General features: G+C 65.9%; 11 protein-coding genes and 1 pseudogene. 3 read left to right on the top strand and 9 right to left on the bottom strand.

Annotation, left to right across the window (positions count from 1 at the left end; genetic code table 11):
• Nucleotides 1–7: 7 nt before the first annotated feature.
• A complete protein-coding gene (locus AB3X89_RS33465) occupies nucleotides 8–3,136 on the bottom strand; it encodes an efflux RND transporter permease subunit (protein ID WP_368587078.1) in 3,129 nt (1,042 codons plus the stop codon).
• Complete coding sequence (locus AB3X89_RS33460) at nucleotides 3,133–4,281, bottom strand: efflux RND transporter periplasmic adaptor subunit (protein WP_368587077.1); 1,149 nt, start codon at nucleotides 4,279–4,281, stop codon at nucleotides 3,133–3,135. Before AB3X89_RS33460 ends, AB3X89_RS33465 begins: the two co-directional genes overlap by 4 nt.
• Nucleotides 4,282–4,498: 217 nt before the next feature.
• On the opposite strand from AB3X89_RS33460, the gene AB3X89_RS33455 reads away from it, so the two are divergent.
• Nucleotides 4,499–5,116: a TetR/AcrR family transcriptional regulator gene (locus tag AB3X89_RS33455; protein ID WP_368587076.1), complete on the top strand. Its 618-nt coding sequence runs from the start codon at nucleotides 4,499–4,501 to the stop codon at nucleotides 5,114–5,116.
• Nucleotides 5,117–5,200: 84 nt separating this feature from the next.
• On the opposite strand, the gene AB3X89_RS33450 is transcribed toward AB3X89_RS33455, so the two are convergent.
• Entirely contained in the window at nucleotides 5,201–5,413 is a 213-nt protein-coding gene (locus tag AB3X89_RS33450; RefSeq protein WP_368587075.1) for a hypothetical protein, read from the bottom strand.
• A gap of 266 nt (nucleotides 5,414–5,679) precedes the next feature.
• On the opposite strand from AB3X89_RS33450, the pseudogene AB3X89_RS33445 reads away from it, so the two are divergent.
• A pseudogene (locus tag AB3X89_RS33445) lies at nucleotides 5,680–6,561 on the top strand (LysR family transcriptional regulator); the annotation flags it as partial.
• 216 nt (nucleotides 6,562–6,777) lie between these two features.
• Here the strand turns inward: AB3X89_RS33445 and AB3X89_RS33440 are convergent.
• The 6 genes from AB3X89_RS33440 to AB3X89_RS33415 all read right to left on the bottom strand — a co-directional run bounded on the left by AB3X89_RS33440 (nucleotide 6,778) and on the right by AB3X89_RS33415 (nucleotide 13,028).
• Nucleotides 6,778–7,008: a DUF2795 domain-containing protein gene (locus AB3X89_RS33440; RefSeq protein WP_368587074.1), complete on the bottom strand. Its 231-nt coding sequence runs from the start codon at nucleotides 7,006–7,008 to the stop codon at nucleotides 6,778–6,780.
• A gap of 192 nt (nucleotides 7,009–7,200) precedes the next feature.
• Nucleotides 7,201–7,455 carry a hypothetical protein gene (locus AB3X89_RS33435; protein WP_368587073.1) on the bottom strand — a complete coding sequence of 85 codons (255 nt, stop codon included), beginning with the start codon at nucleotides 7,453–7,455 and terminating at the stop codon, nucleotides 7,201–7,203.
• 216 nt (nucleotides 7,456–7,671) lie between these two features.
• Complete coding sequence (locus AB3X89_RS33430) at nucleotides 7,672–9,009, bottom strand: C45 family autoproteolytic acyltransferase/hydolase (protein ID WP_368587072.1); 1,338 nt, start codon at nucleotides 9,007–9,009, stop codon at nucleotides 7,672–7,674.
• A 153-nt stretch (nucleotides 9,010–9,162) separates the two neighbouring features.
• Complete coding sequence (locus AB3X89_RS33425) at nucleotides 9,163–10,896, bottom strand: ClcB-like voltage-gated chloride channel protein (protein WP_368587071.1); 1,734 nt, start codon at nucleotides 10,894–10,896, stop codon at nucleotides 9,163–9,165.
• Between the two features lie 112 nt (nucleotides 10,897–11,008).
• On the bottom strand, nucleotides 11,009–11,746 hold the full coding sequence (locus AB3X89_RS33420) for a glutathione S-transferase (RefSeq protein WP_368587070.1): 738 nt from the start codon (nucleotides 11,744–11,746) through the stop codon (nucleotides 11,009–11,011).
• Nucleotides 11,747–11,948: 202 nt separating this feature from the next.
• Nucleotides 11,949–13,028, bottom strand: coding sequence for a YeiH family protein (locus AB3X89_RS33415; RefSeq protein WP_368587069.1), 1,080 nt, complete (start codon nucleotides 13,026–13,028; stop codon nucleotides 11,949–11,951).
• 136 nt (nucleotides 13,029–13,164) lie between these two features.
• Between AB3X89_RS33415 and AB3X89_RS33410 the strand changes: the two genes are divergently transcribed.
• A complete protein-coding gene (locus tag AB3X89_RS33410; protein WP_368587068.1) occupies nucleotides 13,165–14,055 on the top strand; it encodes a LysR family transcriptional regulator in 891 nt (296 codons plus the stop codon).
• Nucleotides 14,056–14,232: the final 177 nt, after the last annotated feature.

The following is a 14,232-nucleotide window of genomic DNA, read 5'->3' as shown; positions in this document are numbered from 1 at the left end:
CTCATGCTCAGTTACCCGTGTGCGTGGCGTCGGAACCGGACGGCGTCTGCGGCTCGCGCTCGTCGGCACGCACGCGGAACGACGCGGCGTACAACGCGGGCAGATAGAACAGCGTCAGGATCGTCGCGCTCGTGATGCCGCCCATCAGCGCGGTCGCCATCGGCCCGAAGAAGTTCGAGCGCAGCAGCGGGATCAGCGCGAGCACGGCCGCGGCGGCGGTCAGCGTGATCGGCCGGAACCGCCGCACGGTCGCGCCGACGATCGCATCGAAACGCTTGTGCCCCGACGCGATGTCCTGCTCGATCTGATCGACGAGAATCACCGAGTTGCGCATGATGATGCCGAACATCGCGATCACACCGAGCATCGCGACGAAGCCGAACGGCTGGCCGAACAGCAGCAACGTCAGCACCACGCCGATCAGGCCGAGCGGCGCGGTCAGCACGACCATCAACACGCGCGCGAAGCTTTGCAGCTGGATCATCAGCAGCGTGAGCACCGCGATCACCATGATCGGAATCTGCGCATTGATCGAGGTTTGACCCTTGGCGCTTTCCTCGACCGAGCCACCGATCTCGATCCGGTAGCCGACCGGCAGCGTCGCACGGATCGGCGCGAGCGCGCGGTCCACCGCGTGCGTCACGTCGATGCCTTGCGCGCCGGCCGACACGTCGGACTGCACGGTAATGGTCGGCTGGCGGTCGCGTTCCCAGATCACGCCGTATTCGAGGTCGTTGCGCAGATGTCCGAGGGTGCCGAGCGGCACCGGCCCGTTCGGCGTCGGCATCGCGAGCGCGATCAGCTGCGACGGGTCGACGCGTTCGGCGCGCGGCGCGCGCAGATCGACGCTGATCAGCTTGTCGCGCTCGCGATACTGCGTGACCGTGTAGCCGGACATCGTCAGCGCGAGGAAGCTGGAGATGTCTGCCGATGTCACGCCGAGCTCGCGCGCGCGTTTCTGGTCGATCTCGAAGCGCACCGAGCGCTCGGCGGGTTCGTCCCAGTCGAACTGCACGTTGCGCGTGCCGCGATTGGCGCGCATCGTCGCGGCGACGCGTTCGGCGATCGAGCGCACGGTCGCGATGTCGTCACCGCTCACGCGGAACTGCACCGGATAGCCGACCGGCGGCCCGTTCTCGAGGCGCGACAGGCGCGTGCGGATCGCCGGGAAGTTGTCGCGCAACTCCGGTTCGAGCCACTGCGCGAGCTTCTCGCGATCCTTGACCGACTTCGCGGTGATCACGAACTGCGCGAAGTTCGGCTGCTGCAATTGCTGATCGAGCGGCAGATAGAAGCGCGGCGCGCCGGTGCCGACGAAGCTGACCGAGTGATCGATTTCCGGCCGCCCCTTGAGAACCTGTTCGAGGCGCTGCGCCTGACGCAGCGTTGCATCGAACGACGCGCCTTCGGGCAGCCTTACATCGACCAGCAACTCCGGCCGGTCGGAACTCGGGAAGAACTGCTGCGGCACCAGCGAGAAGCCGGCCATCGCGAGCACGAACAGCAGCACAGTGATCGCGAGCACCACGAAGCGACGCTCGATGCACCAGCCGATCCAGCCGCGCAAGCGCGTGTAGAAGCGCGTGTCGTAGATGTCGTGTTCGTGATCGTCGGGCTCGTGCGCATGCCGCTTGCGCTCGGGCAGCATGTGATAGCCGAGCAGCGGAATCAGCACGACCGCCGCGAGCCACGACGCGATCAGCGCGATCGCCGACACTTCGAAGATCGAGCGCGTGTACTCGCCGGTGCTCGACTTCGCGAGCGCGATCGGCAGGAATCCGGACACGGTCACGAGCGTGCCGGTCAGCATCGGAAACGCGGTGCTGGTGTATGCGAAGGCTGCGGCGCGGGTGCGGTTCCAGCCTTGCTCGAGCTTCACCGACATCATTTCGACCGCGATGATCGCATCGTCGACGAGCAGGCCGAGCGCGAGCACGAGGGTGCCGAGCGATACCTTGTGCAGGCCGATATCGAACAGGTACATGCAAAGCGCGGTGACCGCGAGCACCACCGGAATCGAGATCACGACGACCATGCCGGTGCGCACGCCGAGCGATACGAGACTCACGATCAGCACGATCGCGACCGCTTCGGCGACCGCTTCGAGGAAGTCGTCGACCGAGCGCGCGACCGCATGCGGCATGCTCGATACTTCGACCAGATTCAATCCGACGGGCAGCGCGGCGCGCAGTTGGGTCATCTGCTGATCGAGTGCGCGGCCAAGGCGGATCACGTCGCCGCCCGGCTGCATCGTCACGCCGATGCCCAGCACCGGTTTGCCGCCGAAGCGCATCTGCGTGACGATCGGGTCGTCGTAGCCGCGCCTGATGGTCGCGATGTCGCCGAGACGGAAGGTGCGGTTGTTGATGCGGATCAGCGTGTCGGCTAGCGCGTTGACGTCGTTGAACTGGCCGCTCGGGCGCACGAACACGCGGTCGTCGGTGGTGGTCAGCGTGCCCGCGGGCGCGATCGTGTTCTGCGCGTTGATCGCCTGGCCGAGCTGTTGTGGCGAGATGCCCAGACGCGTCAACTGCGTGTTCGCGATCTCGATGTAGATGTGCTGATCGGGGTCGCCGAAATAGTCGACCTTGCCGACGCCCGGCACGCGCAGCAGCACCGTGCGCAGCTGGTCCGCGTAATCGTGCAGTTGCGCGGCGGAAAAGCCGTCGCCTTCGAGCGTGTAAATGTTGGTGTAGACGTCGCCGAATTCATCGTTGAAGAACGGGCCCTGGATGCCCGGCGGCAAGGTCGCCGTGATGTCGCCGACTTTCTTGCGCACCTGGTACCACGTCTCGGGTACCTGGCTCACTGGCGCCGAGTCCTTCATCGTGAAGAAGATCAGCGATTCGCCGGGGCGCGAGTAGCTGCGCACGAAATCGATGTACGGCGTCTCCTGCAGCTTGCGGCCGATGCGATCGGTCACCTGCTCCTGCACCTGGCGCGCGTTGGCGCCGGGCCAGAACGTGCGGATCACCATCACGCGGAACGTGAAGGGCGGGTCCTCCGACTGCGCGAGCCGCGTGTAGGCGAGGATGCCGAATGCGGTGGCGAGCGCGATCAGGAACACCACCAGCGCCTGATGACGCAACGCCCACGCGGAAAGATTGAAGCGGCCTTCTTCGTGCGCCGTGCTCATGAAGCGAAGTCCTCGGGATGCAGCGGCGCTATCGCGCGGACTTTCTCGCCGGCGCTCACGGTGTGCACCCCTTGCAGTACGACGCTTTCGCCATCTTTCAGGCCCTCGCTGACGACGAACGTGCGCTCGTAGTAGCGCGTGACAGTTACGCGACGCAGTTCGAGCGTGTTGTCCGCGGCGCGCACGACCCACACGGCCGGTTCGCGCCCCTCGTGAAACAGCGCGGTGACCGGCAGCGTGAACACGCCGTGCTGCGCGGCCGCCGCGGTGAGCGGCACGGCCGGCGTGACGTCGGCGGTCATGCCGAGACGCACGTCGGCGCCGGCGTCGAGCAGCGTCAGACGCGCGCGCCACGTGCGGCTTTGCGGATCGGCGGCCGGCGACAGCTCGCGCACGCGCGCGCTGAGCTTGCGGCCCGGCAGCGCGGCGAGCGTGACGCTCGCGTTCTGGCCGACCGCGAATGCGGCGAGCGCGCTTTCGGGCACGTCGCACAGCACGTCGACGTCGCCGCTCCACGCGAGGTTGTAGACGGCCTGACCCGCCGACACGTTTTGTCCCGTGTCCGCCTGTTCAGCCGTGATGACGCCCGCATGACCGGCGGTGAGCGTCGTGTATTGCAGCTGATTCTTCGCGAGCGCCGCCTGCTGCTGCGCCTGATCGCGCTGCGCGAGCGCGGACGCGTACGCGTTGGTGGTCTGTTCGAGCTGGGCCGGCGCGATCAGGTTTTCTTTGGCCTGCGCCTTGTCGCGCTCGAGCTGTTGCTGCGCATAGACGAGGTTGTGCTGTGCGGCGTCGAGCTGCGCCTGCGTGCTCGCGGCGTTTTTCTGCGCATCGGCCGGGTCGAGCAATGCGACGACTTCGCCGCTCTTCACCGTGTCGCCGAGCCGCACCCGCCGCTCGATGATCTTGCCTGCGACGCGAAACGACAGCGGCGTCGAATAGCGCGCCTGCACTTCGCCGGGCAGCGACGCCGCCTGCAGCGCGTGACCGTCCGCATGCACGGCGAGCGCGACCACCGGGCGCGGCGCGGGTGCCGCGGCTTCCTTCTTCGAGCAGGCCGCGAGCGCGAGCACGCCTGCCAGCGCGAGCGCGCAGGTTTGCCTGGAGAAACCGCGGTGATGGAATGGGGGAGACTGCTGGCGCATCGCTGACGATGCGGGAGAACCGGCACGCTTCACAATTACCCCAACTGGAGACAGCGAACGAACACGGCAAGCCGCGCGGCCCGCCAGCGAAAACCTGCACGCCGTTCATGCTAATGGCATACAAGTATGGCTTTGGATGACGGAATGAATTCTAATACACTCGTGTATCTGAATGTATAGATGGATTTGAATTCTTTTGGGTGCTAGGCTTGCGGCCATGAAACGTCAAAGACTGACACGAGAGCAGAGCAAGGACCAGACGCGGGGGCGGCTGCTCGATGCTGCGCAGGCAACTTTCATGAAGAAGGGCTTCGTCGCGGCGAGTGTCGAGGACATCGCGGCGGCGGCCGGCTATACGCGCGGTGCGTTCTATTCGAACTTCCGCAGCAAGACCGAGCTGTTTCTGGAGCTGTTGCGGCGTGATCACGAAGCGATGCAGACGGGCCTGCATGCGATCTTCGAAAACGCGGCTTCGCGCGAGGAGATGGAGGAGCGCGTGCTGCGCTACTACAGTTCGCTGCATCGCGAGAACAAGTGTTTTCTGCTGTGGGTCGAGGCGAAGCTGCTGGCGGTGCGCGACGGCCGTTTCCGGCTGCGCTTCAACGCGTTCATGCACGAGAAGATCGAACAGTTGAGCGCCTATGTGCGCGAGTTCTCGGCACGCGTGGGCACGCCGATGTCGATGCCGCCCGAGCAACTCGCGATCGGACTGATGGGGCTGTGCGACGGCGTGCAGTTCTTCTACACGGTCGATCCGCAGAATGTGCCGACGGAGATGGCCGAAATGGTGCTGGCGGGGTTTTTCTCGCGCGTGGTGTTCGGGCGCGATGCGTGACAGTGGGCGTTCAGCCCGATGCGCGGATGCAAGAACGCGCGACCCGGACGGATCGCGCGTCAGATACGGCTAAAACCTTAAAAATCAGTCGGCCGGCAGTTGCGCGCACGCTTCGGCGGCGGGCGCCGTGCACGCGAACGCGTATTGGCCGCTGGCGTCGAGGATCTTTGCCCCTGCGTGCAGGGCCACCTTGATATCCGGGCAACGCTCGTAAGCGATATATGCCGAGCTGGCGGCGGCCGACCAGCAAACCAGCGAAAACGCGATTTTTTCCAGCAGATGAAAACGATGTGGCATGGCGATGTGGCGGTAATTTCTTTCGGCCGCCATTTTACCAAGAGACTAGGGTTTATACCTAGCCAAAATCCACAATAGACGGCGCAATAGTGGCGAGATCGATACGCCACCTCGAATCTGACCGGAATGTCATGTCCGGGTCAGGGTTGGGACATGTCCGATAGCTAGAATCGGTTGGGTTGGGCAGGCCCACACCCATGCGGCGCGGGGCCACACAGGCGGCAACAGTTGCGCCGGCCCGGCTTTACCGAGGCAGGAGTCGTCCCATGAATCAACTGCAGTCGATGCGCGTGTTCGTCAAGGTGGCGGACCTCGGCAGTTTCGTTGGCGCGGCGGGCGCGCTGGATCTATCCACCGCGGTCGTCACGCGGCACGTCGCGGATCTCGAAGCGCGGCTCGGCACCCGATTGCTGAACCGCACGACCCGCCGTCTGTCGCTGACCGAATCCGGCGCGACCTATCTGGAGCGTGTACGTCACATCCTCGCCGATCTCGAAGGCGTCGAGCAGATGGTGGTGGCGCGCAATCACGAGCCGGTCGGCACGCTGCGCATCGTCGCGCCGGTCGTGTTCGGGCTGCATAGTCTCGCGCCGGTCGTGCAGTCGTACGCGGCGCGCTATCCGGACGTGGTGCCCGACGTCACGCTCGCCGACCGCCACGTCGATCTCGTCGAAGAGGGCTTCGACGTCGGTATCCTGGTTGCGCGGCAGATGCGCAGCGCGAGCATCGTCACGCGGCGGCTCACGACCGGCTACATGACGGTGTGCGCGACGCCCGAGTACCTGGCGCAGCACGGCACGCCGAAACGCCCCGAGGATCTGCTCAGGCATTCGTGCCTGAGCCGGCCGGCCGAGCAGGGCGGCGGCGAGGAGCGCGTGTTCAGCGGGCCGGACGGCGAAGTGCGGGTGCGGCCGACCAACGCGATCGCGGCGAACAACGCCGAGATGCTGCGCCAGTTCGCGCTGCTGGGCATGGGCGTGGCGATTCTGCCGAGCTACCTGATCGGGCGGGACCTGGCGGCTGGGCGGCTCGTGCGTCTGCTCGACGAGTACAGCCTGCCGCCCATCGAAATCACGATTGCGTATCCGAGCCGGCTGCATCTGCCGGCGAAGGTCCGGACGTTCATCGATCATCTGGTCGAGCATTTCCAGCCGGAAAGCGCACAGGCGCGAGGTTCGCGTAGTGCGGCGCTGGTGCGGGCGGTAGCGGCGGTGAGCGGGTCCGACGATCAGGCCGCGCGCGAGATGTCCGAAGACGGGCTCGAAAGCACCCGCACGACACGCCGTGTGATACGGGTGCCGCGCACGCGGATCGCGGCGTCGTCGCAGTTCGGAAGGTGAGGTGACGCGTGTCTGAATCCGGCTTCAGATGCCTAGGCCCGGACCGTAATTGCCGCCGATCAGGCGCGTGACCGACTCGATATCGACGTAATCCTGCTCCGGCATGCTATCGAGCATCGCCAGCACCTCGTTGCTCGCGCCGGCTTCGCGCGCCGCGTCGACGAGCGCATCCTTGTTGGTCGGAAATTGGACTTCGCTGAGAAGGTCGGCGATCTGCAGATCGATCGATTCGCCGGGGATGTCCGAGGCCGTCATGCGCATGCTCCTGTCGAGCTCGAGTTGGTCACGTCGTTATTGCCGCCGCGAAAAGCCAGTGCCTCGCCGCGATGAGTTTCTCGCAGTGTGTCGCAATCCCGCGCGCATCGCCACCCCATCTTCATGACAGCCGGCGCAAGCCGGGCCGGCGCGCCGTCGCGGCCGCGCGATCGCCCGCCGGTGCGGCCGCCCTCACGTGGTCAAATGCTCGTGCTGCCCGGTCAGGCTGCGTTCCAGATGTCGGGACTTTGGCAGCGCAATATGCTCCCAGTGCTGCGGACGGTTCGCGTCCGCGCTCGCCACGTCCGGGGCAGGAGGCGCGACCGGGGCGGCGTCCACGCGTTGCGCAAGCGTAATGGAATCCTTGCTGTCCGGCGCGGTATGAACCGGCGCGGCGAAACACGAGGCTGACAGCGTCACCATGATTAACAGTGTCGAGGTTTTCATCGCCCGACCTCCTAAAGCTCATGCGGCGCTGACAATCGAGCAAACCCTGTGCCGTCCCGCGTCGAAAGGACGGTGCAAGCCAAGGACGGCGTGGCGCTGCGCGGCCCGAACTCCTTACCATCTTAGATGGCAATTACTGCAAAGCGCGCACATTTGCGACAAAACCGTTTTGTAGATTCCATCATCGCACGAACCGGCGCGCGCGTCCGCCATGCGTTAGCGCAGCACGTCGAAGCGCGTCCACGGCCACGACGGCCGGTCGCGCATATAGCCGTTCAGCCAGTTCCACTGCGGATGCCGCTTCATGAACGCCTGCGCGTCGAACGGCCGGCCGCACGGATGGCCCCAGCGCGCGCAGAACGCCATCTCGCGCGCCATTTCGCTATCGACCACCTTGCCGTCGTTCGCGCCCCACGGATTGAACGGGCCGTGATCGGTGCCGCCGAAGCGCGCGTCGTCGAGCTCCAGATGCCCGCAGATCGTGCGCGAGCACGGGTTGTCGTTGCGATGGAGATAGACGTCGTGATGATCGGCGATCATCTGCTTCGCGAGTTCGACGTCGATGCTGCCGCGATGCATTTCCTCGAGCTGCATGAAACGCAGACGCCGCGCGCCGTTCTTGCGCACGTCGGTATAGTCCTCGCCTTCGCCGATGCATTCCTGGTTGCGGATCTTCAGATCCGTCGCGGTGTTGTAGCCGCTGTAGAAACCGTCTTTGGTGGTCTCGAAGCCCGAATAGTGCAGGCCGAGTTCGTAACGGGCGATCTCGCCGGTCTTCGTGTCGCCGAGCAGCCAGCTGTTCGCGTAGCCGCCGTTGTTCGCGAGCGAGAACATGTCGCACCATTCCTTGATGCTGTTCGCATATTGGGACGCGCGCCGCGAGCGATAGAACTCGGGCGCGCCGGCCGGGTTGTAGCCCGCGAAGTTCGAGATCGTCGTTTCGGTGATCATCAGCCCGGCCGCCGTGACCCAGAAATCGGTCAGGCTCGAGATGCAGCCCGGCAGGCCCTGCATCAGGATGCGGTTGCCGCGGTCGGGCACGATGTCGAACACGACGTTGAACGCGTCGCCGGCCGCGTAGCGGTCCCATGAGTTGTGCGCCATCACGATGCGGCCGTCGCGCGTCGCGTTGCCGGTCGCGATGAACGCGCTGCAGTGGTGACCACGCCGGCCGCGCCACAGTTTCGCGCCCAGATGCGGCTGAGCCTGCGCCGCATGCGTCGGCCACCAGCTTTGCAGCAGATCCATGTAGCCGTTCCACGCGAGCACTTCGGCGAACGGCAGCTTTGCGCCGTCGGCGATGCCATGAATTTCGTCGGCGAATTCGGTGTCGAGCTTGCTCGCGAACTGGCTCGTCGCGGCGTTGACGAAGGTGTCGAACTCTTCGCCGGTGTCCCACCTGGCGAGGTAGCGTGCGGTGCGGATCGCGTTTCTGATTTCGTCGGCGAGCAACTGGCCGTGCTGCTCGCCGCGATCGTACGGCTCGCCTTCGATATGCACGAAAATCCAGCCGGCCTGATCGCGGCGTACGGCCTCGGGGGACGGTTCGCTCATCTGCGGCTCCGACTACACGGCGTATAAGGCGGGCGCTGCCTCTGCGCCCATGCTGGGCTCACGCGTGCCGGCCGCATAAAGGGCCGGCGGTCTGTTCATTGTAGAGAATCCGCGGCGCTTTGCATCGCACGCCGCGAAGCTTGCGCGAAGGCCCTAGCGCGACGGATTCATGCGGAAGTACGCGTCGAGCAGCGAGGTCTTGTAGACGACCCCGGCGAGCTTGGGATGCGCGGTGCTTTCGATCACCGGCAGCCGCTCGCCCTGAAACGCCATGAAGTGCTGTAACGCGACAGCGAGCGACATGTCCGGCGTCAGCACGTCGAAATGCGGTTGCAGATAATCGGCGGCGGTTTTCATCGACGTGTCGGTCCGCTCGAGCAGATCGGACGTGATGTCCTTCAGCGCGACCACGCCGAGAAATGCGCCCGAGTCGTTCGCGACGTACAGATACTTGACCGGATATTCGAGGAACACGCGCGTCATGTCGTGCACGGTCGCGTTCGGCGGCACGACGGTCTGCGCGGGGCGGATCAGCTCGCGCATCTGCGTCGCTCGCAGCCGCGTGCGTTCCTGCTCCTCGCGATTGCGGCGCAGCGTGATCTCGTACATCGAGGTCTTGCCGATCGCACGCGCGATGAAGTACGCGACCACGCACGACACCATCAGCGGCAGCACGACCTGATAGCTCAAGGTCATCTCGAAGATCATCAGGATCGCCATCAGCGGCGCCTGGGTCGCGCCCGCGAGGAACGCGCCCATGCCGACCATCGCATACGCATAAGCGGCCGACGTCGCATGCGGCCACAACGCGTGCATGCCCTGACCGAACAGCGAGCCGACCGCCGCGCCGACGAACAGCGTCGGCGTGAACACGCCGCCGACCGCGCCCGAGCCGGCCGTCGCCGCGGTCGCCGCAAGCTTGCAGACGAGCACGAGCACGAGCGCGGTCCACGTCCACGGCGAATGCAGGATCGAGTTCACGACGCTATAGCCGTTGCCCCACACCTCGGGCTCCGCGACCGAAATGATGCCGACCACGAGACCGCCGATTGCGAGCCGCACCGGCAGCGCCACCGGCAGCTTGCGAAAGGTCCGCTTCGAGGCATCGAGCAATCGCAGGAACTGTGGCGCGGCCGCGCCGCACAGCGCGCCGAGCGCGACGAACAGCAGCACCTCGGGACCGGTCACGGTCGGAAACTCCGGCATCTCGTAAGGCGGCTTGTAGCCGGCGAATTCGCGCATCGTGATGTTAGCGACGACCGCCGCGACCACCACCGGCCCGAAGCTCTCCATCGCGATCGAGCCGAGCACGATCTCGGTGACGAAAAACGCGCCCGCGATCGGCGCGCTGTACGCGGACGTGATGCCGGCCGCCGCGCCGCATGCGACCAGCAGGCGCAGCCGCGGCGGATCGAAGTGGACCCAGCGGCCGATCAGCGACGAGGCGAGCGCCGCGAGCTGCACCATCGGACCTTCACGGCCGATCGAGCCGCCGCTCGCGATCGTAAACAGCGACGACACGCTGCGCCACAGGCTCAGGCGCACCGGCACGGCGCCGTCGCCGATCGCGACCGCTTCCATGTAGTCGGAGTGCGGGTGCCTGTCGGCGTGACGCTGCGCGATCAGCAAAAACACGCCGGCGACCAGACCGCCCGCGGCCGGCACCCAGATGCGCACGGTCCACGGCAGGCTGCGCGCCGTTTCGACGAAGCTGCCGGAGTGGCCGGTGATCGCCAGTTGCAGCAGTTCGATGCCTTTACGAAACGCAACGGTCGCGAACGCGCCGACAATGCCGACCACGACCGACCAGACCAGCATCGTGTGGGCATCGGAGAGGCGGAAAAGGCGTTGGGCGCGGGTGCGCAGCTTCAGCAGGAATGAAAGCACGTCGACGGTACGGGGCGTGATGGGGGGGTGAAAAACGCGCGCCATAACAGCAGCGCGCCCCCCTCGAATGGCGGGCGCGCGGCGGCGAGCAGGCGGGGGCGGGCGGCGCGGTTCAAGTCGCCGCCTTGTCGAGTTCCGGATAGTGCCGGAAGACGCAGCTTTCGTTATGGGCGATGCGCCGGTCCGAGTTCAGGTACGCGGCGATGTTCGGTCTGGCGATCACCCTGTCGTGCAGCGCGGCGAGCCGCGGATAGTGCTCGCCGAAGCGCTTCAGCGCGCGCGGAAACGCATACAGCAGACCATCGATCAGCTGGAACATCGACAGGTCCACATAGGTCAGCGCGTCGCCGACCATGAAGCTGTCGCCGGCTGGATTCTGCGCGAGCACGCGCTCGAAGTACGACATGAACTTCGGAATCCGATGGTCGATGAAATCGTGCGCGCGCACCTTCGCCGCGTCTTTCTGCTCCTCGTAGTAGAGGCCGCTCGCGAGCGGATGGTGGGTGTCGTGCGCTTCGGTGACGACGTCGGCGATCGTCAGTTGCAGGCCGTTCGCGACGTAGCGCAGGCTCTCCACCCTGGGCGCGAGATTGAGCCGCGGGCCGAGATAGAACAGGATGTTGGCGGTCTGCGGGATCACCAGATCACCGTCTTTCAGAAACGGTGGCGCGAATGGCGGATACGGCTCGTCCGGGCTGTCCATCACGGCCATCATCGCCTCGGTGCCGAGGCCCTTCGAAGGCTTGCCGCGCGCGACTTCGACGTAGTCGACGCCGGCTTCCTCCAGCGCGAGCCGCACGAATTCGCCGCGGCCTTGCAGGCCATCCCAGTAGTACAGTTCCAGGCTCATCGATCGATCCTCATTCCGGTCGCCGGGACGCGTCGCGGGAAGGCGGTTTCACCGCTGCCATCGGACCATGCGTACAGGCGGGTTGTGGAAGCAAAGTTCGCAGCAACGAGTATGCCGTGTGAGCGGGCCGGATGGGGCGCCAGAAAGCCCAAAACCCCGCGCGCGGCGGGGTGTCGGGGAAGGCGGCGAAGCCGGCGGCGGCTTAGCGCAACAGGTGCTGGACGGCCCATGTGATGCCCAGTCCGCCGGCGATCAGCCACACATACAGGATCAGGCCGGTGGTCAGCGCGCGAGGACCCGCTTCGCGAATCTGCGAGATCCGCGTTTCCATGCCGAGTGCGGTCATCGCCATCGTCAGCGCGAAGGTGTCGAGCAGGTTCAGCGACGAGGTGGCGCTTTGCGGCAGCACATGCAGCGAGTTGATCGCGACGCAGGCAAGAAAGCCGAGTGCGAACCAGGGGATCGCAAGCTTGCGCGGGGCGGCGCCGTCCGTGCTGCCATCGTTCGCGCCGCGCGCCGCGCGGTTCACCCACAGGCCGACCACCAGCAATACCGGCACGAGCAGCATCACGCGGGTCATCTTGACGATCGTCGCGATATGCGTCGCTTCCGGGCTCACGTTGCTCGCCGCGCCGACCACCTGCGCGACCTCGTGGATCGTGCCGCCGAAGAACAGCCCGGCGCCGACCGTATCGAGATGCAGCCAGCCTGCGTTGAACAGCACCGGGTACAGGAACATCGACAGCGTGCCGAACAGCACGACGGTGCCGACCGCCATCGCGCTCTTGTGCGGCTTCGATTGCAGCGTCGATTCGAACGCGAGCACCGCGGCCGCGCCGCAGATCGCGCTGCCGGCCGCCGTCAGCAGAGCGGTGTCGCGATCGAGCTTCATGATCTTGATACCGGCCCAGGTACCGATCAGGAGCGTGCTGACGACGATCAGCACCGATTCCGCGAGACCCGGCAGACCGACCTGGGCGATTTCCTGCAGGCTCACGCGCAAGCCGAAAAACGCGACCGCAATGCGCAGCAGCTTGCGCGCCGAGAAGTTGACGCCCGCCGCCCAGCTGACCGGCATGCTGTCGCGCAGCGCGTTGCCATAGATCGCACCGGCGACGATGCCGACGATCAGCGGACTCAGGCCAAGACCGGCAACCGCCGGAATCGCGGCGATGCGCGTGACGGCGGCGGCGAACAACGCGACGAACAGCACGCCATTGAGCTGGCCGCGGGTGGACAGCGCGGGCGAGGCGGCAGTGAGCGGGACGGTGGATGTGGACATGATTGGGTGCCTGACTCGTAGCGAACTTGCACGGAACTGCATGAGCAGCAATGGGGCTAATCCTAAATTAGGTATATCAATATGAAAAATCGTGATTTAGAATGTGAAGTATCGGCCTCACGGATATTTCATCGAGATGACCCCGGATCAACTTATAACGTTCGCTGCCGTCGCTGAGCATCGCAATATCAGCCGGGCGGCGGTGGCGCTGCATCTGTCGCAACCGGCGGTGTCCGGACAGCTACGGCAATTGCAGGACGAGTTCGGCGAGCCGCTGTATCAGCGCGACGGCCGCGGCGTGCGGCTGACGCCGGCCGGCGAGCAGCTCGCCAGCTATGCGGCGCGGCTGCGCGATACCTGGCGGCAGGCGCATGCGTATCGCGACGCGCTGCGCGGTCTGGAGCAGGGCACGTTGCGGATCGGCGCGAGCACGACGCCGGCGAGCTACCTGCTGCCGTACCTGATCGCCGAATTCCATCGCCGCTATCCGGACGTGACCGTGCACACCGCCAACGGCAACACGACCGAGATCGTCGGCGCGCTCGGCTCGGTCGACATCGCGATGATCGAGGGTCCCGCCGGCGCCGATCTGCCGCCGGACACGGTCGTCCATGCGTGGCGCGAGGACGAGATCGTTGCGATCATGCCGCGCTCGCATCCGCTCGCGCAGGCGGACAACGGCGGGCGCATCGAGCTGGCCGCGTTCGGCGCGTATCCGCTGGTGCTGCGCGAGGAAGGCTCCGGTGTGCGGCAGACGGTCGAGCGAGAGTTCGCGCGCGCGGGCGTGCCGATGCGCGTAGCGCTCGAGATCGCGGGGGTCGAAGGCGTGAAGGAGGCGGTGCGGGCCGGCATGGGCGTCGGCTTTGTGTCGGCGATGTCGATGCGGCACGAGAACGGTGCGCTGCGCCTGATGTCGCTAAGCCCGCAGCCGCTGACGCGGCGGCTGTCGATTCTGGTGCCGCATGCGAGCGCGCCGTCGCGGGTGGTCGAACAGTTTCTGGCGATGTGTATCGCGGACGAGGGCTGACCGCAGCGCTGGCAGCATGCGGCCGCCGCGCCTGGGGATTTCCTCTATGGTGCGGGAGGGCTGCCCCGCGCACTATTCGCAAATCGCAGCGCCTCGGCGCTTTTTTTTGAAGTTTGGTTGGAACCGGTTCCAAAACCGGTTTCGCGTCAGAATTGAGTGAGTTGGACATGGCTGATG

Origin of the sequence: Paraburkholderia sp. BR14320 (assembly GCF_040948665.1) — a bacterium.
Taxonomy (GTDB): Bacteria; Pseudomonadota; Gammaproteobacteria; order Burkholderiales; family Burkholderiaceae; genus Paraburkholderia; species Paraburkholderia youngii.
This window is presented reverse-complemented; position numbering and strand designations above follow the sequence as displayed.

Coding starts and splice junctions, on each gene's coding strand:
- AB3X89_RS33435 (WP_368587073.1), bottom strand. CDS start 7,455: ATGAAAACCTCGACACTGTTAATCATGGTGACGCTGTCAGCCTCGTGT.
- AB3X89_RS33430 (WP_368587072.1), bottom strand. CDS start 9,009: ATGAGCGAACCGTCCCCCGAGGCCGTACGCCGCGATCAGGCCGGCTGG.
- AB3X89_RS33415 (WP_368587069.1), bottom strand. CDS start 13,028: ATGTCCACATCCACCGTCCCGCTCACTGCCGCCTCGCCCGCGCTGTCC.
- AB3X89_RS33440 (WP_368587074.1), bottom strand. CDS start 7,008: ATGACGGCCTCGGACATCCCCGGCGAATCGATCGATCTGCAGATCGCC.
- AB3X89_RS33450 (WP_368587075.1), bottom strand. CDS start 5,413: ATGCCACATCGTTTTCATCTGCTGGAAAAAATCGCGTTTTCGCTGGTT.
- AB3X89_RS33455 (WP_368587076.1), top strand. CDS start 4,499: ATGAAACGTCAAAGACTGACACGAGAGCAGAGCAAGGACCAGACGCGG.
- AB3X89_RS33460 (WP_368587077.1), bottom strand. CDS start 4,281: ATGCGCCAGCAGTCTCCCCCATTCCATCACCGCGGTTTCTCCAGGCAA.
- AB3X89_RS33465 (WP_368587078.1), bottom strand. CDS start 3,136: ATGAGCACGGCGCACGAAGAAGGCCGCTTCAATCTTTCCGCGTGGGCG.
- AB3X89_RS33420 (WP_368587070.1), bottom strand. CDS start 11,746: ATGAGCCTGGAACTGTACTACTGGGATGGCCTGCAAGGCCGCGGCGAA.
- AB3X89_RS33410 (WP_368587068.1), top strand. CDS start 13,165: ATGACCCCGGATCAACTTATAACGTTCGCTGCCGTCGCTGAGCATCGC.